The organism is Tamilnaduibacter salinus (genome assembly GCF_003096655.1).
GTDB lineage: Bacteria > Pseudomonadota > Gammaproteobacteria > Pseudomonadales > Oleiphilaceae > Tamilnaduibacter > Tamilnaduibacter salinus.
Genome location: NZ_QEKQ01000001.1, coordinates 315,664 through 335,850 on the forward strand (window position 1 = coordinate 315,664; position 20,187 = coordinate 335,850).

Consider the following 20,187-nt stretch of genomic DNA (forward strand, 5'->3'; position numbering starts at 1 on the left):
GAACTACGATGCGTCGGGTCGTCGGTCGCCTTCGAGGAAGTTCGCCACAAACACGGCTTTGCCGTAGGTCTCGAACGACCATTTCATGGCATCGGACAGCACGGCCATGACGTCGTCGTAATCCCCGAAGAGCTGGGTGCTCATCCGGTTGGGGTAGACCTCGACGGGGCTGTTCTCAAGCCGTTGGATCAGCGCCTTGATGGGTGCTTTGTAGTGATCGTTAAGGGGGTAGTAGCTGAGCTGCACAGAGAGAAACATGGTGTCCTCCGTCAGAATCGTGGTGATTTCCGATTACGGTATCATCATGTTCGCGCTGCCGTGAGCGGGTAGGATGACCACACACAGACAGCAGGCTGGAGCGGTAACCGGATCATGACCGAATCGATGGGCATCACCAATGTGCTGCACCGGATTCGTGAGCAGGCGGAAGGCGACGAGGTGGCCGTGGGGACCCTGATCGATGCCCTGGAGCATCGCGGGTTCGGTCCGCTTCTGCTGGCGCCAGCGCTGATCGCGCTGTTGCCGACATCCGGCATTCCCGGTGTGCCCAGCGTCTGCGGCCTCCTGATTTTCCTGATCGCCATCCAGGGGGCGCTGGGCAAGCGATCGCCGTGGGTGCCGGGGCGTCTGAGGCGCCTGAGCATGCGCCCTCAGACGCTGGTCAAGGTCGTTGACCGGGTACAGCCCTACACCCGGCGTATCGATCGGTGGTTCCGGCCCCGTTGGGTCTTCCTCACCCGGGCACCGATCAACCGCATCGTCGCCCTTGGCTGTGCCGTGTCCGGTCTGACCATGATCCCGTTGGAGTTGGTGCCTTTTGCTGGCACCGCGCCGGCACTGGCGATCACTCTGGCCGCGATCGGGATGAGCACCCGGGACGGCATCATGATTGTCGTGGCCAGTCTTGCCGCAGCGGGCACACTGGCATTGCTGGTCACGCAATGGCCGTTCGGGTAGGGAGCCGGCCCATCAGAAGGAAAAAGGGCACCGCCGGAGTCCGGCGATGCCAACGGGGGTTCACTCGGTTTCGGGAAGGGTGGGTGAATGGACGAGCAATGCCCGGCAGTAATTAGACAAGTCTACTAGTACGATAAAAAAACCATCAGGCGCCGAGAACACGGTTGAACAATGTGCTTTCAAAACGCCGCATGGGTTCGACGGAGCGAGCCATCTTGGCCCGGAGCAGGGCACCCTGCCAGCCTGACAGCAGAAACGCGGCGGCGGTTTCCGGATCGACATCCTTCGGCACGTCGCCGGCCTCACGGGCTTCCGCGATGCAGTCGGCGAAACGGGACTCCCAGCCGGAAAACACGCGGTCCAGTCGGGCCCGGAACGCTTCGTTCTGCGCGGCCAGTTCCTGTCCCAGGTTGCCGATCAGGCAGCCTCGCGAATAATCGCAGGAGCACATGTCTTCCTCGCCCGCCTGCAGGTAGGCTTTGAGGCGTTCCAGCGGTGGCTGCGAGGTATCGCCGAGCGTCGCGTTCAGCCGGTCGTCGTACGTCTGTGCGTAGGCATCAATGACGGCCAGACCGAAATCATCCTTGCTCTTGAAGTAGTGATAGAACGATCCTTTGGGTACGCCCGCTTCACTCAGAACCCGGTTGATGCCCGTGGCACTGAACCCGTTCTGCGTGATCAGTTCCGCGCCGGTCTGAATGATGGTGTCGCGAGTATCGTTCGTTGCCATGGCGCAGAGATTAGACCAGTCGTCTACTGGCTGTCAACGACGGTCGATCCTTGTATGTCGGCCTGCCTTCTCTACACTTTGACCATTCACCATGTGAAGGCCGCCCGGGATGGATACGCTCCGGGCTGTGATGACGCCTATGGATCAGGTCACGATTCGACAGATTATCTATCGCATCCTGATGGTGTCGCTGGTGGCCGTCGTCGTGGGTACGGCGGCGTCACTGGCGGCCATCGGGTTTGTCGACGCTATCCAGTGGCTGAACGACCGGCTACTGATCTCGCCCTATGCCCGTATTCAGGCGGAAGACCGCCATTGGCTGGTGGTCGCCGCCACCATTGCGGTGCCCGCAGTCGGGGGGCTCCTGGTGGGCCTGATCGTCCGCTGGCTGATCAAGGAGGGCCGCGGGCTGGCTCCGCCGGATGCGATTCTGGCGGTGCAGACCCGGCGCAAGGCGCCGACCATCCGCAGCGGTCTGGCGTCCACGCTGGCCTCGCTGGTGTCACTGGGCAGCGGTGCATCGGTCGGCCAGTACGGCCCGCTGGTCTATCTCGGGACGCTTTTCGGGACCATGGTGGGCCGACTTCGGTTGCGGCTGCCGCACCAGCGCTCCATCGCCATTGGCTGCGGTGTGGCGGCGGCCATTTCCACGGCATTCAATGCGCCCATCGCCGGACTGGTCTTCGCCCACGAAGTCATCCTGCGGCACTACTCGCTGCGGGCCTTCGCGCCGGTGACGGTCGCCGCCGCGACCGGTTACGTGATCGCCAATGTGATCTTCGAACGGCCGCCGCTGTTCCGTGTGCAGTTCGGGGGCGTCGAGCACAGTTATGAGTTCCTGTTTTTCGCCCTGGAAGGGGTGATCTGTGCGGGGCTGGCGTGGGTGTTCATGCGGCTGTTGTCCCTGAGCGGTAAACTGGCCGCCCGGACGCCGGTCCCGGTCTGGCTGAAACCCGCAGTGGCGGGGCTGGTGCTGGGGCTGGTGGCGCTTCAGGTGCCAGAGGTGCTGGGCATTGGCCAGGAAACGCTGCGCTTTGCCATCATTGAGGACGCCTTCGCGATTCACGAGTTGGCGCTCATCATCGTCGCCAAGCTGGCCCTGACGGCGCTCTGTGTGGGGTTCGGGTTTGTCGGCGGGGTATTCAGCCCGGCCCTGCTGGTGGGGATTCTCTTTGGTGCCTTTTACGGGCTGATTGTGCCGTTTGTCGCGCCGTTTCCCCATTCCGGTGTGGTGGTGTATGCCATCTGCGGCATGATGGCACTGGCCAGTTCCGTCATCGGCGCCCCGCTGACCACCATCCTGATCGTGTTTGAGCTGACCCGCAGCTATGACCTGACCATTGCCGCCATGGTGGCGGTGGTGTTCTCCAATCTCGTGTCCTACCGGGCCGTCGGTCGGTCGCTGTTCGATGTGCAGCTCAAGGCCCGGGGGTTCGACCTGTCGCTGGGGCGGGATCGGGCCATTCTCCAGAACCACCGCGTGGTGCACTACCTGCATGCGGATTACACCACGGCCCGTGCCGGAGAGTCCGTGGGGGCGGTGCGGCACACGCTGGTCGCCAATGGGCGGGCGGAGGCGGTGCTGGTGGACCAGAGCGACGTCTACCAGGGTATGGTGCACCTTCAGGATCTGGTTGAGGCGGATCCGGAGGCGCCCGTGGAATCCATTGCCCATGCGACCGGCGTCGTCTTCCACGAGGACACCAGTGTCTGGGAGTCCATGGAGATGCTCCGGGGGTTTCTGGGCGAAGCCGTGCCCCTGCTGGACCGTCAAAGCCGGGTACTGGGGGTGGTGCCGGAGGAGGCGGTCATCCGTGCGTATCTGGAAATCATTCATGAACTTCGGCGGGAAGAAAATGAAGCGGCGTGAGGTGTTGCTGAGCCTGCTGATGCTGCTGGCATGTACGGGAAGTGGGACGGCGGAGGAAGGGCCGGAACCGCTGACCGTTGTCACCTGGGGCGGCGCCTATGAGGCCAGTCAGCGGGCCGCCTACTTCGAGCCGTTCACGGAGAAGACCGGGATTCCGGTTCGTGCCGTTCAGTTTGATGGCAGCCTGGCGTCCCTGCGTCGTCACCTTGCCGCCGGGCCACCCGTTGAGTGGGATGTCATTGATCTGATCCGGTCGGATGCCCAGGCCGGCTGCCGCGAGAAACTGCTGGAGCCCATCGACCCGAACCTGCTTGAGCCCGCACCGGACGGCACACCGGCCCGCGATGATTTCATGGACGATACCATCACCCGGTGCGCCATCACCCAGTTGGTGTTTTCCACGGTGATTGCCTACAACGAAAAGGCCTTTCCGGGGCGCAAGCCGCGCTCGATCAAGGATTTTTTTGATCTGGAGGCGTTTCCCGGGAAACGGGCGCTGCGCAAGGCACCGGTGGGTCTGTTCGAGTGGGCGCTGATGTCCTATGGCGTCCCCCGCGAGCAGCTCTACGATCTGCTGAGCACGGAACGGGGCTTCACTCTGGCGTTCCGGCGTCTGAACGGTATTCGTGATCAACTGGTGTGGTGGACCGGCGGTCAGGAACCGGTCGACATGCTCGTCTCCGGCGAGGTGGCCATGGCCAGTGGCTACAATGGGCGATTCTTCCACGCCCGCGCCGTCGAAGGGGAGCCGATCTCGGTGATCTGGGACGGCCAGTTGCTGGGGTTCAATAGCTGGGCAATCCCCATGGGCACGGATCAGCCGGACGCGGCCCGCGAGTTCATCCGCTTTGCGACCCAGACCGAACGCATGGCGGACCAGTCCAGCCGGATCAGTTATGGCCCCACCCGCAAGTCGGCTCAGGCGCACCTCGGCCTGCACAAAGACACCGGCGTGCCGATGCGACCGCACATGCCGACGGCGCCAGACCACCTCACCAGTGCCATCCACCGGGATCATGCCTGGTATGCCCGGACCCAGGCACTCCGGGAACGGCTGTTCAGGCGCTGGCTCGAATCGTCCGAGGCGACGCCATCACAGCCGTGATACTTTCGTGACACCTTTTTGAGACATTTGGTGGCGCCGCCTACTCAACCGGAATTCCGAATGACCCGAAACGTACTGATCATCGAAGACAATCCCGGCATTGCCCAGCTCGTCCAGATGCATGTGGAGGATCTGGGCTGCCACGCGGAGGTGGTGGACCGGGGCGACACCGGGCTGGCGCGCTACCGCGACGGGGGTGTGGATCTGGTGGTACTGGATCTGATGTTGCCGGGGCTGGACGGGCTGTCCGTTTGCCGGGAGATCCGCTCGTTGCCGGGGTACGTGCCGGTGCTGATGCTGACGGCAAAGAGCTCCGAGCTGGACCGGGTGCTGGGCCTGGAAATTGGCGCGGACGATTATCTCACCAAGCCTTTCAGCGTGGCCGAGCTGTCCGCCCGTATTAAGGCGCTGTTTCGTCGCGTGGATGCCATGGCGGTCCCCTCGGATACGTCCGACACACCGCAGCGCATTGATATCGACGGGCTGAGCATCGACCCGGACCGGCGTCAGGTGCGCGTGCACGACCAGTCGGTGGAGCTGACCGCCCGGGAGTTCGACCTGCTCTGGCACTTCGCGTGTCACCCGGGGCGGGTTTTCAGCCGCTCCCAATTGCTGGATTCGGTCTGGGGCTACAACCACGACGGCTACGAACACACGGTGAATACCCACATCAACCGCCTGCGCGCCAAGATCGAGTCGAATCCGGCCGAACCGGAGTTTGTCGAGACGGTCTGGGGCGTCGGTTACCGTTTCCGGGAATAGCGCGTGTTCCGTTCGCTCTACACGAAGCTGGCCGTTGGGCTGTTCATCCTGCTGGTCAGCGTCGGTCTGGTCTATGTGTTCATCAGTATTGTCTCGCTGCAGCAGTACAACGCGTCGATCAATCAGGAGCTGCACCGGGGGCTGGCGAAGGACCTGGTGTCCGACCGGAATCTGGTCAAGGAAGGTCGTCTGGACGAGCAGGCCCTGAAAGCCCTGTTCGAGCTGTACATGACCATCAACCCCAGCATTGAAATCTACCTGCTGGATACCGAAGGCCGCATCCTGTCGTATTCGGCGGACCCGGATAAGATCAAACGCAACCGGGTGTCGCTGGCGCCCATCCGTCAGTTCCTGAACGATCCCACCCAGTACCCGGTTCTCGGGGACGACCCGCGAAGCCACGAGCGCGAGAAAGCGTTCTCCGTCACGCCGGTGCCCTCCGCCGAGAATCCCGAGGGGTATCTGTACGTGGTGCTTCGCGGCGAGGAATACGACGCCGTCCAGATGATGGCCAGAGAAGGGCAGGTGATTCGCATGAGCGCCTGGGCGGTGCTGGCCAGCCTGGTCGTTGGCATGATCGCCGGTCTGCTTGTTTTCCGGATGCTGACCCGCCGTCTGACGCGACTGACCCAGCTCGTGGAGGCCTTTGAGCATCAGGAGGATGCGACAGCGGATCGGACCACCTGGCGGTCGCAGCGCCCGCATGTGCGTGATGAAATCGACTACCTCGGCGTGACGTTCGATCGCATGGCCGACCGGATCGGCGACCAGATGGAGCAGTTACGCGAAAAAGACGCGTTGCGCCGCCGGCTGGTTGCCCAGGTCTCCCATGACCTGCGAACGCCGCTGGCCTCCATGCAGGGGTACGTGGAGAGTCTGAGGATGAAACGCGCGGAACTGAGCGATGAGGAGCAGGAGCGGTTCCTGTCCATCGCCCTCAGTGAAGGCCATCGTCTCGGCCATCTGGTGAACGAACTGTTCGAGCTGGCATCGCTGGAGGCGCGCGAGAAGCAGCCGTGCGTCGAGCCGTTTGCGCCGGCGGAGCTGGTTCAGGATGTGGTGCAGAAGCACACACCGGAGGCGGCGAAACATGGCCAGTCACTGACGGTCACCGGGAACCGCTCACTGCCGATGGTCCGCGGGGATCTTGGCATGACCGAACGGGTACTGGACAATCTGATCATCAACGCCATGAACGACAGCGCCTCCGGGAGGGCGATCGAACTGAATCTCGGGGTGCAGGGCGACCGGCTGGTCGTCGCGGTCAACGATAACGGGCCGGGCATTTCGCAGGCGGATCTCGACCATGTGTTTGATCCCCTCTATCGCGGCCAGAGCGGCAATGGCTCTGGTCACGCCGGGCTGGGGCTGGCGATTGCCCGGCGTATCATGGAGCTGCAGGGCGGTGATATCGACGTGCTCAACCGACCGCAGGGTGGGGCATCGTTCGTGGTCCGTCTGCCCCTGAGTGACTGAATCCGTCGTCGTGATCAATTCGTAATACATTCAAGACCATGACGTGAATCTGCGAGCCGACAATCACGTCAGAGTCATGATTGTGGAGAACACCCTATGAAAACGCGCATTACCATGGTTGTCTCGCTGCTTGCCGCGACGGTGATCGGGCTTCAGGTGCATGCCCAGAGTTCGTCATCGGGGGACGTGACCCGCTCCTCCTACGCGCCGGACGATCCGTCCCTGGCGGTGGCCACCTTCGCGGGCGGCTGTTTCTGGTGTGTTGAGGAAGGCTTCGAGAAGATTCCCGGCGTCGTCGAAGCAGTCTCCGGCTACAGTGGTGGGGACGAAGTGGACCCGACCTACAAGCAGGTGTCCTCCGGACAGACCGGTCACACCGAGGCCGTAAAGGTCTACTACGACCCGGAGACGATCACCTACCAGGGGCTGTTGCAGGGCTTCTGGCGATTCATGGATCCGACCGATGCCGATGGCCAGTTCGTGGATCGGGGTCAACAGTACCGCCCTGCGATCTTCTACCACAACGACCGGCAGGCGCGGCTTGCCAGAGAGTCCAAAAAGGCCCTGGCCGAATCGGGCCGTTACGACGAGCCGGTGGTGATCGAGATCGTCCCGTTCGAGGCATTCTACCCGGCCGAGGAATACCATCAGGACTATTCCGATAAGAACCCGGTCCGGTACAACGTCTACACCTTCAACTCCGGTCGGTACCAGTTCATTGATGAGGTCTGGGGCGACGATCAGAAACTGGACTTCAGCCAGTTCAAGCCGCGGGAGGGCGACGATGCCATGTCCAACGACGCTGGCTCCGGCGCGATGTCCGGAACCGGGTTTGACCCGGATACCTACACCAGGCCGGACGATGCCGTGCTGCGTGAGCGCCTGACGGAGATGCAGTACGAAGTGACCCGGGAGGATGCGACCGAGCCGGCGTTTGACAACGAATACTGGGATGAGAAACGCGCCGGGATCTATGTCGATGTGGTATCGGGCGAGCCGTTGTTTTCCTCCAGTGACAAGTACAAGTCCGGTACTGGCTGGCCAAGCTTTGTCCGGCCCATCCGGGAGGGCATCCTGGTGCGCAAGCGCGACGAGTCCTGGCTTGGTGTCCGCACGGAGATTCGGAGCAAGTACGCCGATTCGCACCTGGGCCACGTGTTCGAGGACGGTGCGGCTCCGACGGGCCTGCGTTACTGCATGAACTCCGCCGCGCTGCGTTTCATCCCCAAGGACCAGATGGCCGACGCCGGCTACGGTGAATTCGTGGACGAGGTGGGGCCGCCCCGGAGCTGAGCCAGCCCGTGTCGTGATGGGATGGTCATCTTGCGCCATCCCGTCACCGTGTCTTGACCCCGGGGGCGGATGGGCTGAGACTGCCTGACCATCCAGAAACGAACCCGGGAGCCACCCGCCATGTCGGCGTTGATTCTGCACCAGTACGCCCTGTCCCCGTTTTCTGAGAAGATCCGGGCCATGCTTGGTTACACGGGCATCCCCTGGCAGGCCGTGACGGTCCGGGAGATGCCGCCGAGGCCCCACCTGGAAACATTGACCGGCGGTTACCGCAAAATCCCGGTGGCCCAGTCCGGTGCGGATATCTTCTGCGACACCCGCATCGTGTCGGCCGAACTGGCACAGGTCAGCGGCCTGCCGGCGCTGGATGCCACCCGCGCCAGTGATGAAGTGGCCGTATTTGTCCGGGAGGCGGATCTGGAACTGTTTCTGGCCGCCCTGATCGGGTCCAGCGGGCCGGGGATGCTGGGCAAGCTGATCCGGGAAACGTCGGTGCTGGATGCGTTCCGGTTCCTGAAAGACCGCATCAACATGGGGCGCAAGGCGCGGGTACCGTCGATGACCCCGAAACAGGCGCGACAGAGGCTCGCCGATCACCTGACGTCTCTGGAGAACCGCCTGTCGCAGCACCACTACGTGTTCGGACCGCAGGCCTGTATTGCCGACTTCTCGGCCTATCACAGTCTCTGGTATGCCCGGGATCTGGCTGGCAAATCGCTGGCGTCGCGGTATCCGCGGGTCGATGAATGGATGAACCGCCTGCAGGCCTACGGCCACGGTGATCAGCAACCGCTGTCCATCGACAGCGCGTTGGCGGAGGCACGCAACAACACCCCAAGGCCGTTACCGACGGGAGAGTCCCATGAGCATCTGGGGCAGTCCGTCCGTATCGCGCCGGACGACTATGCCCGGGACCCTGTCATTGGCGAGCTGGTGGCCGTCACCGAATCCCGCTGGATTCTCAAACGCGAACACGACGACGTCGGCACGGTGCATGTGCACCTGCCGAGGGACGGGTTCCGGCTGAAGCCGGAGCAGTGAGGACGGATCCCCCGTCGGTGGTCGCGTCCAACGGACGCCGTCCGTGTTTTCCGTGGCTAACTTCTAACCAGTCATCCCGGCAATCAACCCATTCACCGCCTCGGCGAAGGCCACCGGCGAATCCTCCTGCAGGAAGTGACCGCCCCGGAGGGTCAGGTGGGGTTGCCCCTGGGCGCCGGGAATCCGTGACTGCATGTACCGGTCGCCGCCCCGTGTAATCGGGTCGCCGTTGCTGAATGTCGTGAGGAACGGTTTCTCCCACTCCGCCAGCACCTTCCACGCCTGCCGGTTGGCCTCGGAGGCGGGATCATCCGGGGTCATGGGAACGAGCTTGGGAAAGGCTCGGGCGCCCGCCTTGTAGTGTCGGTTGGGGAAGGGCGCTTCGTAGGCTTTCTTTTCCGCCCGGCTCAGTGTGCGGCCGGTGCCGACATTGAGAATCGCAGACACCGGGAAGACCGGGCTGTACAGGGCAAAGGCCCGCCACGCCTTGAACGCGGCGGGTGCGGTCTGGTCGCCCGTTGGCAGCATGCCGTTGCCGACGACAATAGCCCGGAAGCGATCCGGATGTTCCGCCGCCAGTCTCAGACCCAGTAGAGAGCCCCAGTCCTGGCAGACCAGCGTGATGTCGGACAGATCAAGGTGGTCGATGATCAGTGCGCGCAGCCAGTCCATATGACGCTGGTAGGAATAGTCCTCAATGCACGTCGGTTTATCGGATTTGCCGAACCCGATCAGGTCCGGCGCGATGACCCGATGCCCGGCGCCGGTGCAGACCGGAATCATGTGCCGGTACAGGTAGGACCAGGACGGCTCACCATGCAGCATCAGCACGGGGCTGGCGTCCGTCGGGCCCTCGTCCAGATAGTGCATCCGGACGTCCCCGAGATCCGCATAGTGTGCCTCGAAGGGGTAGTCGGGCAGGTCGCGGAATCGCTCTTCGGGCGTACGCAGCACGTCCATGGTGACCTCCTAGATGAGTTTGGGCAGCCGGCGGATGCCCTTGCGAAGACCGTTCTCAAGGGTGCTGGCGACCAGCTTGCCGGTGTAGGGGACGACATCATCGAACGTGATCGTATAGTTGATGCGCGTCTGCCCATCCGTATGGTCCTCGAACCGGATGCGTCCGAAATGGTTCCGGATCGGGCTGATGCTGGTCAGTGTGTACTCGATCAGGGAATCGGGTTCGAACGTCAGGATTTCCTCTTCCAGGCCGATCGGACCGACACCGATCCGGCGGACCGAGCCGACACCATTGGGATCAGCCTGATCGCTCTCCTTGATCCGCCGAACCGGCGCGCCCAGGAGCTTGCCAAAACGGCGATGGTCGGCAAAGACGGCGAATGCCTTGTCCCGTGCCACCGGAATAATCTCCTGAATCTCAATGCGGTAACTTGCCATGGTGTGGAACCTTATCGTTGTTGTGATCGGGATGATGTCGTCAGCGTACCCACCTGACGCGGCGGAGGAAAGACCTGATTTGACGCTCCGTGTGCCCTGAACCGTACCGCACCAGGCAGCGGTTCAATGATGCCCTAGTGTCCCGTCTGGTTAATTCGCTGATCGACTGAGCGCCTGAACGCTTTGAGAGCAAGGCGCGGTAGCGACGGTTTGGTGGTTCCAAATCGAGCTGCCGCAACACCGCTATCAAAGCGTTCAGGCGCTCCCGGAGGGCGCACCGCTGACGCCTCTGGACCTGCGTTGCCACCCCTTGATGTGGAACCACCACACCGGCGGGCTGGCGCCTTGGCCAGAGGCATCAGCGGTGCGCAGTCGATCAGCGAATTAACCAGACGGGACACTAGAGGCCATTCGGCATTTCCGTTTTCGGCTTCGGTAGTGGTACGGATTGTCGGTCATTACTGACTGACGGTCGTCAATAATTTGCCTAGCCTTCCAGTAATGCCATGCGATGGCAGACTCCCATGCCGCTTCCGGTAAGCAAGTTGCGGTATCTGATCGCGAAGGGGAAGAGGTGGAAACGCCCATGTTGAAAGACCATAAGGGGCGGATGCGATCCATCGGGCTCGTCGATATGCAGTCCGGTGGTGACGTCTCGCGGATTATTACCAGTGGTGTCGGCCACCTGCCGGGTGGCTCGGTGCTGGAGCAGATGCGCTATATCCAGAAGCACGGGGACGGATTCCGTCGTCTGCTGTTGTCGGAACCCTACGGCGACCCCTATATGTCGCTGGACCTGATCGTGCCACCGGATAATCCCAGGGCACAGGCCGGCTACATCATTATGGAAGCGATGGGGTATCCGCTGTACTCCGGCTCCAACACCATCTGCACGGCAACCGCGGTGCTCCAGTCGGGGATCGTGCCGATGGAAGAGGGCACGCAGCATGTGGTTCTGGAATCGCCGGCCGGTCTGGCCCACGTGACGGCGGAGAACCGCAACGGCCGGGTACAGTCGATCACCACGCAGGGCGAGCCCGCGTATGTGGCCGCACGGGATCAGGTGGTCGAGGTCCCCCGCTTTGGGCGGGTGAAGTATGACCTGGTCTGGAGTGGCGCCTACTTTGTATTGGTTGATGCCGCGAGCGTCGGCTTTGAGATCAACGCGGATGAAATGCCGGAACTGGCCGGGTTCGGGCATGCGCTGGTTGCCGCAGCGCGCCCGCAGGTCACTCAGGAGCATCCGGAACTGGGGCATGTCGGCCCGCTGCCGTTCGCGCATTTCATGGGCCCGCTGGAGGAGGTTGGAACCGAGGGCTACCGGTCCCGCTCGGCGACCTATGTGCATCCCGGTGTCATCTGCCGGAGTCCGACCGGTACGGGCACCTCTGCCCGGCTGGCGCTGATGTACGATGCGGGTGAGATCCAGGACGGTCAGTGGCTGGAAACCATCTCGCCCCGGGGCAGCTCCTTCATCGGATCGGTGCTGGGTGAGGCACAGGTGGGCGGCCATCGGGCCATGCACAGTCACATTACCGGCAAGGCGTGGACCCTGGCGCGCTCGGAGATCATTGTGGATCTGGATGATCCGCTGGTTGATAGCACCGATCTGGAAGGGGTGCTGGACCAGCCGGTGTGACCGCTTGTTAAGACGTCAGAGCCCCCTGCCGGATGACCCGGCAGGGGCTATTTTGAGCGGGGACGTCGCGTGCCATGGTGATCAGGCGGCGGCCTTGCGACGCTCCGGTTGTGTCATCCGGCGGATGGTGTCGGCCACCACCGCCGGGTGGGTCAGCAGCAGCCAGTGACCGCCGTCGACTTCCTGAAACGACAATTCCGGAACCCACCGTTCCATGCCTTCCATAAGCTGTGGGCGCACGAAGTGATCCTGCCGTGGCAGAACCACCTGCACCGGACAACTCGCGAAGCCGGTCTCTGCCCGCAGCAAGCGCGGCAGAATGTTGGCCCGGTAGAGTCGGATGCCGTCCATGCCATCCCGGGTCCGGGTCGGTGATGGGCGTGATTCCTCGACGCCTTCAATACGCTTGAGAATGTCCGGCCAGTACCGGCCGACCAGTGTCTCCCAGGCCAGTGGAGCGGCGACCGGCAGGTGAAAGAGGCCGATGTACCAGGAGTGCGCCAGCTGGTTGCCAAGTTTTTTCAGACCGGAGAGTGACGGGCGTCGGAGCTGGCTCCGCAGCCACTGCCCGGCATGGTCCAGCGAGGGGCCGGAGATGGCGGTGTAGGACAGGATGCGGTCCTTGAGAGCGCCCTGCGTGACGGACTCCCAGGACTGGATGGCACCCCAGTCATGACCGGCGAGGTGAAACGACCGGCCCGGTAGCATCTGGTCGACCACATGGGCCAGATCGCTGGCGAGCTGTTCCATGCGATAGGCCCGGATTCGGGAGGGCCGGTCGGAGGCACCGGCCCCGCGAACGTCATAGGCGACGACGTAATGGTCGCGGGCAAGATCATGGGCAATGTCGGTCCAGACGGTGTGGGCGTCCGGGTAGCCGTGGACCAGCACAACCGGGGTTTTCTGATCATCGCCCCAGGCCACGGCGTGCAGCTGCACCCCGTCGCTGGCCGTGACCCGTGACATTCGGTGCGTGATTGGTGTGTCCGTCACGGTGTGCTCCTGTTCCGTGTTCGTGTGGCGGGCGTCGGCCACGATGGTCGGCCAGCGCCCCATGTCTGCCGCCAGCATAAAATCTCCACCGGGCCGGCAACAGGGCTTACAGGGCCGATGTCACGCGGCAGACGGGCCAGTGGGTCAATCCCACAGTTCGCTGACCGGCGTCTCCGGCGAGAAATGGTGCTGGATCTGTGCCATCAGCAGCTCGGCCGACGCAACGGCGTCGGTCAGCGCATGGTGTGGTGCGTAATAGGGCAGGTTGTAGCGCCGGCGGCTTTCGGCCAGGCGTATGGAGGGGGGCTTTTTACCCAGCAATCGGTCCTTGAAGGACTGGCCCTGGTGGCGGTGCCAGCGGGACTCCAATTCCATGGTATCGATCACCGGGAACTCGATGCCTTCCTTGAGGCGCCACTTCAGCGCGATGTCCAGAAACTGCCGCTCGATGGCGCGGTGATGGACCACCGCCACCCGGCCTTCCAGCGCCTGCAGAACTTCTTCAATCACCTGCCCCAGATCCGGCGCCTGGCGGACTTCCGAGTGGGTGATCCCGTGGAACGTCACGGAGTCCCGGTGCAACGGCAGAATGGGGCGGACCACCCAGTGCTGCGACTCCCGGAGCATGATGCGGTTGTAACTGAACGGCACCAGCCCGATTGAGACGATGGAGTGCGTGTTCGGGTCGAGGCCGGTGGTCTCGAAGTCCAGGCCGACCAGCGGGACATTGTTGATCGGTGTGTTTCCCGCCACCGTGCCGGCGTCGTAGAAAGAGCGGAGCAGTGGGTTCTGGGCATTCAGCGCCAGCTCGCCGAACCGGCCGGGCCAGTCCGGTGAGGGTGTGACGCGTTGCCCGATGTCTTTCTGGAACAGCTTGAACATCTGCGTAGTCCCTATTTCCGGGAGGCTGGGTTACTGAAACGCTGGACTGCCACCCGACGGGTAACGGTACCGCAGGAATTTCTGCGCATTGCTGATCACCTGGAAGGCGTCCTTGAGGTTGCGCCGCTCGAAGGACGTCAGCGCCTCCGGGTTGATGTTGTTGTCCGGCTCGCGACCGTTTTCAATCGCCAGCGCCTGATGGCGAATCCGGACCATGGCGATCAGTTCCAGGGCATCCCGCAGGTTGTCAGCGACGCCATCGGCCAGTAGCGCCGTCTCGGCAATGGCATTGATCCGGTCAAACGTGTTCTGGGCCTTGGACTGGCAGGCCAGCGCATGAACCCGGATCAGGTCCGAGAGCGGCGCCGTGCCACGGCGCTTGAGGTTGAAGGTGTTTTTGTGCTCGCCGTCCTGCTCCATCACGAAGGTGCGGAAGAAACCCAGCGGCGGTTTGCGGTTAAGCGCGTTCGAGGCCATGTGCGCCAGGAATTTTGGGCTCTTGCTGGCTTTCTCGGCCACCAGCTCCTTGAGGATTTCAGTGAACTGGGTCTTGCCGTAGATGCCATCCAGATCGAAGAAGATATTGCTGTTCAGCAGGGCCTTGGGGTCCGGTTCGTCGATCCAGTGGGTAAAGTACTCCTTCCACACGCGCAGCGGCTGACGCCAGTCGTCATTGGTGGCCATGATGCCGCCGGTGCAGTAGGTATAGCCGCAGGCGTCCAGGCCGTCACTGACGAACTTGGCCAGTTGGCGGAAGTACTCGTCGTGTTTCTCAGGTTCGAAACTGTCATCCAGCACCAGGGCATTGTCCTGGTCGGTGACGATCAGCTGCTCGTCCCGGGCCATGGAGCCGAGTGCCATGAAGCAGTAGGGCACGGGGGGCGGGCCGAGTTCTTGCTCCGCCAGCTCCAGCAGGCGCTGGGAGATGCTGCGCCCGATCCCCGCCATGGCCGCGCCGATCATGTGGGAGTTCGCGTCCTCGTTCACCATGCGCACAAAGGTGGCGCGGATGTCGCCCAGCAGGCGCTTGATGCCAATCACGCTGGTCTGGTGATGGATGTTGCGAACCAGGTACAGGCCGCTCTGGGATTCATGCTTCACAACGTCAGACAGGGCGATGACCCCCACGGGTTCATCCCGGTCCACCACCGGAAGATGGTGGACGTTGTGGCGAAGCATGGTGAGCATGGCCTCGAACACGAAATTGTCCGCCTGGATGTAGACCAGTTCCTGCGACATGATATCCCGGACCGGCGTGTCCAGCGGCAGACCTTTGGCCAGTGCCCGGCTGCGCATATCCCGGTCGGTGATGATGCCGATGACACGGGGCCGCTCGGCGTTGGGGGCGGTGTTGTCCGGATCGATGATCACCAGGGACGAGGCCTGCTCATCGGTCATGATTCGGGCCGCCTCCTGGATCGAGACGCTTCCCGGCGCGGTGACCGGCGCGCGCGGGACAATCTTGCGGACACGGGAGGTCATCAGGGGATTGGCCTTTTCCTGATGCTCCACGGCGGAACGCAGCCGGCTCCGGTCCTCGATCTCGACGAAATCGGCGAATTCCTCCTCGTTCTCCCACAACTCCTGATAGATGCTCTCAGGAATCATGTAGAGCAGCGTGTCCTCGATCGCTGAGATAGGGAAGCGCACGCGACGGTTCATCATCAGACCAAGCTGCCCGAAAATGGCGCCCTCGCTGAGTCGGTTGTAGAGCTCGCCGTTGCGCCGATAGACCTCAATGGCACCGCTACGGACAAAGTAGAGGTGGTGAATGTCCTGGCCGAAGGTCAGGATCGTCGATCCGGCCCGATAGTAGGCAATCTCGACGTGACTGGCGACTCGATTGAGCACCTCTTCGGAAAGGGCATCAAAGGGCGCGTGGCGCCGAAGCTGGTCGCGAATCTCGATCTGTTCGACTTCCATGATGGGCGTTGTCCCGTACCGTAATGTGCTTTGATGGAACCGTTGCGGCTGTGCAGCGTGTCCGTTACAGGGGCCGATACCAGAATTGCATCGTTTTGGCGGTTTCTTCCGTGTCCCCGACGTCGGTCCACTGGTATTCGGTGGTCAGGCCATCGATCGGCTGATAACCACGGTGGCGCCAGAATGTATCCAGCGGCTGGTAATCGGCCGGGCGGGCCGGATGGTCTTCCGGGCGCACGACTGCGCAGAATACCGCATACCGGAAGCCCGCGGCACGGGCGTGACTTTCCCGTTCTTCAAAAAAGCGCACGCCGATGCCCTGACCGCGCCATTCCGGCATCAGTACTGATTCACCATAGTAGAAAATGGAACCCGGTTCCCAGCCGGCGTCGACGAACGGCCAAAGGAATTCATCCGACTCATCGGTCATGGGAATGCCGGTTGCGGCACCGACGACCTGGTTGTCTGCCTTTGCCAGCACAAACAGGCTGTCGGGTGAAGCGGCGTAGGTGCGCAGATAGTTACGCTCGTAATCGAGGCTGCCGTCATAAAGGTAGGGATAATCGCGGAAAACGCGCATGCGCAGATCGGCAAGCGTATCGAGCCAGGGCAGGATGTCTTCGCCCTGAACGGTTTCGAGTCTGGCGGTCATGGGTGGTGCCTCCCTCGTCGCTAGCACAGTTGGTAACACGCCTGCATTTCAATTTCGGGGCAATATGGCATATGTTTGGGAATAAACGACAACAATGACAAACTCAACCGTTATTATGACACGCTTCCTGCTGTTTCTGGCATTGGCCGTTCTGGTGGTCGCTCCGACCCAGGCGGGCGAGCCGCTCACACTCAACGCCTTTTTCCAGAAAGAGCGGCTGGCCAGTCATGTTGAGCGCTTGCAGGAAGCGGACGCCCCGACAGACCTTGAGGCTGTGCGGGCATTACCGGACTCGGCGTGGACCCCGAACGGGGAGCAGTCGGTCAATCTGGGCTATACGGATCAGGCCCACTGGTTCCGATTTACCGTGCGCAATGCCGGCGTTCATCCTGTGCACTCCCTGCTGGAAATCAGCTACCCGGTACTCGATCACATTGAGATCTATCTGGTCGCAGACGACAGCGTCCGGGACCAGCTTGTCGTCGGCGACAAACAGCCCTTCTACGCCCGGCCCGTGCGTCACCGTAATTTCGTCGTGCCCCTCGATGTGCCGTCGGAGCATCCCACCCATGTGTATATGCGTGTCGAGACGACCAGCTCCCTGCAGCTTCCCATGACGCTCTGGCGGCAGGAGGCGTTCTACGCGGCGGAACAGACCAATATGCTGTTCGAGGGCGCCTACTACGGCATCGTGTTGGTGATGATGCTCTACAACCTGTTTGTTTTTCTGGCGGTGGGCGAGCGCAGCTTCCTGTACTACGTCGGTTACATCACGGCCATGCCCCTTTTCCTGGCCAGCCTGCACGGTCTGGCATTTCAGTATCTCTGGCCGGAGGCGACCTGGTGGAACGACCAGTCGATCATCGTCTTCCTCAATCTGGTGGTGGTCTTCGGCGCCGTCTTCTCGATGCGTTTCCTGTCGGTGATCCCCAGTACCCATCCGTTGCTGGCCTGGGCCACGAGTTTCGTGGCGGTAGTGGCCGGAGCGGCAGCTTTGTTGGGGCTGGTCGTGCCGTATACCCACATGATTGTGCCGACCATCGTCATCGCGGCCGTCGGGTGCACGGGCGTCATTGTGCTGAGTATCGTTCGGTGGCTGAAGAATGATCCGGCGGCGCGATACTACGGGATCGCCTGGTTTTTCATGCTTTTTGGCGGCATTGTGCTGGCCCTCAACAAATTGACGATCCTCCCTCAGAACTATTTGACTGAGAACGCCACACAGGTGGGCTCGGCGCTCGGGGTGATCCTGCTGTCCATTGCGCTCGCGGACCGGCTCAACAAGGAAAAACAGCGCGCGTTCCAGGCGCAGGAGCGGTTGTACCGCGAGGAGCGAAAGGCCCGTATGGCTCAGGAGGAGAGTCTGAGGGTGCAGCAGGAAGCCAACGCGACGCTTGAGGAGCGGGTGCAGGAACGGACACGGGATCTGGAAACGCTCAACGAACGCCTGCGTGAACTCAACGCCACCGACGCGTTGACCGGCCTCAAGAACCGCGGGCACTTCGACCGGGCTTTCCAGTCCTTCTGTGTCAAAGCGTTTCGGTTCGGGAAGCCGTTGTCGGTGATGGTGATCGACATCGACCACTTCAAATCCTTCAACGACACCTACGGTCATCTGGTGGGGGATGATTGCCTGCAGATGGTGTCCCAGGGCATCCAGCGATACGTCACCCGTCCCCAGGATCTGGCGGCGCGGTATGGCGGTGAGGAATTTGTCGTACTGTTACCGGACACCCCCGAGGAGGGGGCCCGGAGTGTGGCCGAGAAAATTCGGGAGGAGATCGGCCATACCGATTTCCGGGTCTCCGATGACGTTCTCAACCTGACTGTCAGTATCGGCGTGTGCAGCCAAATCCCCGACCGTGCGGATCAGGCCAAGGAACTGTTCGAGGTCGCCGACAACGCGCTCTACATCGCAAAAACCAGTGGGCGCAACCAGGTGGTGGTCGCGAACAGCCAGACCCCGTAGTCAGGCGGTCTGCGCCGCTGCGCTGGCGGACGCCCCAGCTGCCTCCTGAATCTGCGGCCAGCCGTGGGCCTGCTCCAGGGCGAAGCCCAGTTCCAGCAGCGTCCGTTCGTCACCGTGGTGGCCGGACAGGTGGACGCCCACAGGGAGATTGTCGTCCGTCAGACCCATCGGTAACGACAGGGCCGGAGCCCCCGAGGCGTTCGCTAGCGGTGTGAAGCTCACATAGCGGATCAGTCGCTCGAACAACTCATCAAACGGCACGTTTGGGCTCAGGTAGCCCAGCTCCGGGGTCTTGTGAGCCAGGGTGGGGGAGAGCACCGCATCCAGCCCCAGCCGGTTCAGGGTCCTGGCGTAGGCGCGGCGTGTCATCTGGAGGCCCGGCAGGACCCAGGGTGTGTGGTAGAACGACGTCAGATAGCGACGGTACAGCCCCTCGGTGAGCCCATCCACCTGGCTTGGATCGAAGCCCGGTCCGGTCATGAATCGACCGCCTTTTTTCATGGAGAACGCCAGGAAGCGCCAGTAGTGGGCAAACATGTTGATGAACATGGGCGGCACGGGCGCCTTCATCGGCTCGATATGGTGGCCCAGCGAGTGGAGAATCCGACCGGCCTGCTCAACGGTCTCCCGCGTGTCGGCGTCTGTCGGGTGACCGGTAATGGAGTCGGTGATCAGGCCGATCCGGAGCCGGCGCTGCCCGGGGCCTTCGACCCGGCCGATCGCGGGCATTCGACGGGCCTTCCGATACTGTTCCGCCGCGGCCATGAAGTTCGCGGTATCGCGCATTGAGCGCGTGACCACACCGTCACAGACAATATTCACCGGCAGTGCGCGGGATGCCTCGCTGTCCACCAGACGGCTCCGGGTCGGTTTCAGGCCGACCAGGCCACAACAGGCGGCCGGGATGCGAATTGAGCCGCCGCCGTCGTTGGCATGGGCAATCGGTACAACACCAGCGGCCACCATGGCCGCGGAGCCACCGGACGAGGCACCGCAGGAGTACCGGGGGTTCCAGGGGTTACTGGTGGGGGGCTGTTCGGGGAATTCGGTGCTGGCATTGAGGCCGAATTCCGGAAGCGTACTCTTGCCGAGGCCGATCAGACCGGTACTGAGCAGTTGACGGACAAACACGCCGTGGCGCTCGGCCGGTACCCGGCGGACGGCCCGGGAACCATGCCCTGTTGGAGCGCCTGCCAGGTCAGCATTGTCTTTGATCCAGGTGGGGACACCCGCAAAAAAGCCGTTGACGGCGCGGTTCGCGTCCTGCCGTGCCCGGTCGTAGTCCCGGTACTCGATGCCGTGCAGGATCGGGTCCATTTTTTCGGCCCGTTCGATGGCCGCGTCCGTCAGTTCGCGGGCTGTTACATCCCCGCGACGCAGCCGTTCGGCCATCGCTGTCGCATCGTCGTTGCCCAGCGCGTCATCGGTAAACGCGTGAATGGTGTCAGACATGGTGTTTCGCCTCGATTGTCGTTGTTATCGATCTGAACACACTCT

The 20,187-nt window shown here is 62.6% G+C and carries 18 protein-coding genes; 9 read left to right on the plus strand and 9 right to left on the minus strand.

All coding sequences use genetic code 11. The features are described 5' to 3' along the window. Positions 1-3 precede the first annotated feature (3 nt). On the minus strand, positions 4-258 hold the full coding sequence (locus tag C8D92_RS01510; protein ID WP_095612211.1) for a hypothetical protein: 255 nt from the start codon (positions 256-258) through the stop codon (positions 4-6). Between the two features lie 114 nt (positions 259-372). On the opposite strand from C8D92_RS01510, the gene C8D92_RS01515 reads away from it, so the two are divergent. Beyond that, complete coding sequence (locus C8D92_RS01515; RefSeq protein ID WP_095612212.1) at positions 373-957, plus strand: exopolysaccharide biosynthesis protein; 585 nt, start codon at positions 373-375, stop codon at positions 955-957. Between the two features lie 145 nt (positions 958-1,102). On the opposite strand, the gene C8D92_RS01520 is transcribed toward C8D92_RS01515, so the two are convergent. Next, positions 1,103-1,687 carry a TetR/AcrR family transcriptional regulator gene (locus C8D92_RS01520; protein WP_095612213.1) on the minus strand — a complete coding sequence of 195 codons (585 nt, stop codon included), beginning with the start codon at positions 1,685-1,687 and terminating at the stop codon, positions 1,103-1,105. Positions 1,688-1,826: 139 nt separating this feature from the next. On the opposite strand from C8D92_RS01520, the gene C8D92_RS01525 reads away from it, so the two are divergent. From C8D92_RS01525 to C8D92_RS01550, 6 genes are all read left to right on the plus strand, one after another. After that, positions 1,827-3,557, plus strand: a complete 1,731-nt coding sequence (locus C8D92_RS01525) for a chloride channel protein (RefSeq protein WP_207775093.1) — start codon at positions 1,827-1,829, stop codon at positions 3,555-3,557. Further along, positions 3,502-4,662, plus strand: coding sequence for an ABC transporter substrate-binding protein (locus C8D92_RS01530; protein ID WP_133243095.1), 1,161 nt, complete (start codon positions 3,502-3,504; stop codon positions 4,660-4,662). The genes C8D92_RS01525 and C8D92_RS01530 overlap by 56 nt, the downstream gene beginning before the upstream one ends. Before the next feature lie 60 nt (positions 4,663-4,722). Next, complete coding sequence (locus C8D92_RS01535; protein WP_095612215.1) at positions 4,723-5,424, plus strand: response regulator transcription factor; 702 nt, start codon at positions 4,723-4,725, stop codon at positions 5,422-5,424. Positions 5,425-5,427: 3 nt separating this feature from the next. Further along, positions 5,428-6,900 (plus strand): sensor histidine kinase, encoded by a 1,473-nt coding sequence (locus C8D92_RS01540; protein WP_116918229.1) that lies wholly within the window; start codon positions 5,428-5,430, stop codon positions 6,898-6,900. Between the two features lie 96 nt (positions 6,901-6,996). After that, on the plus strand, positions 6,997-8,193 hold the full coding sequence (msrA, locus tag C8D92_RS01545) for a peptide-methionine (S)-S-oxide reductase MsrA (RefSeq protein ID WP_116918230.1): 1,197 nt from the start codon (positions 6,997-6,999) through the stop codon (positions 8,191-8,193). 120 nt (positions 8,194-8,313) lie between these two features. After that, complete coding sequence (locus C8D92_RS01550; protein ID WP_116918231.1) at positions 8,314-9,234, plus strand: glutathione S-transferase family protein; 921 nt, start codon at positions 8,314-8,316, stop codon at positions 9,232-9,234. A 63-nt stretch (positions 9,235-9,297) separates the two neighbouring features. Here the strand turns inward: C8D92_RS01550 and C8D92_RS01555 are convergent, their stop codons facing one another. After that, positions 9,298-10,194 carry a haloalkane dehalogenase gene (locus C8D92_RS01555; RefSeq protein WP_116918232.1) on the minus strand — a complete coding sequence of 299 codons (897 nt, stop codon included), beginning with the start codon at positions 10,192-10,194 and terminating at the stop codon, positions 9,298-9,300. Positions 10,195-10,203: 9 nt separating this feature from the next. Continuing rightward, positions 10,204-10,632, minus strand: coding sequence for an SRPBCC family protein (locus C8D92_RS01560; RefSeq protein ID WP_116918233.1), 429 nt, complete (start codon positions 10,630-10,632; stop codon positions 10,204-10,206). 586 nt (positions 10,633-11,218) lie between these two features. Here C8D92_RS01560 and C8D92_RS01565 point away from each other — a divergent pair. Continuing rightward, positions 11,219-12,271, plus strand: coding sequence for a proline racemase family protein (locus C8D92_RS01565; RefSeq protein WP_243402320.1), 1,053 nt, complete (start codon positions 11,219-11,221; stop codon positions 12,269-12,271). A gap of 81 nt (positions 12,272-12,352) precedes the next feature. On the opposite strand, the gene C8D92_RS01570 is transcribed toward C8D92_RS01565, so the two are convergent. From C8D92_RS01570 to C8D92_RS01585, 4 genes are all read right to left on the minus strand, one after another. Then, entirely contained in the window at positions 12,353-13,342 is a 990-nt protein-coding gene (locus C8D92_RS01570; RefSeq protein ID WP_228151114.1) for an alpha/beta fold hydrolase, read from the minus strand. A 66-nt stretch (positions 13,343-13,408) separates the two neighbouring features. Then, a complete protein-coding gene (locus C8D92_RS01575; protein ID WP_095610269.1) occupies positions 13,409-14,146 on the minus strand; it encodes a 3'-5' exonuclease in 738 nt (245 codons plus the stop codon). Positions 14,147-14,176: 30 nt separating this feature from the next. Then, positions 14,177-16,069: a putative nucleotidyltransferase substrate binding domain-containing protein gene (locus tag C8D92_RS01580; protein ID WP_095610268.1), complete on the minus strand. Its 1,893-nt coding sequence runs from the start codon at positions 16,067-16,069 to the stop codon at positions 14,177-14,179. A 64-nt stretch (positions 16,070-16,133) separates the two neighbouring features. Continuing rightward, complete coding sequence (locus tag C8D92_RS01585; RefSeq protein WP_116918235.1) at positions 16,134-16,721, minus strand: GNAT family N-acetyltransferase; 588 nt, start codon at positions 16,719-16,721, stop codon at positions 16,134-16,136. A 94-nt stretch (positions 16,722-16,815) separates the two neighbouring features. Between C8D92_RS01585 and C8D92_RS01590 the strand changes: the two genes are divergently transcribed. Next, complete coding sequence (locus C8D92_RS01590) at positions 16,816-18,690, plus strand: sensor domain-containing diguanylate cyclase (RefSeq protein ID WP_243402321.1); 1,875 nt, start codon at positions 16,816-16,818, stop codon at positions 18,688-18,690. Here C8D92_RS01590 and C8D92_RS01595 read toward each other — a convergent pair whose 3' ends face one another. Beyond that, complete coding sequence (locus C8D92_RS01595; RefSeq protein ID WP_095610265.1) at positions 18,691-20,142, minus strand: amidase; 1,452 nt, start codon at positions 20,140-20,142, stop codon at positions 18,691-18,693. It lies immediately after the preceding gene. Between the last annotated feature and the right edge of the window lie 45 nt (positions 20,143-20,187).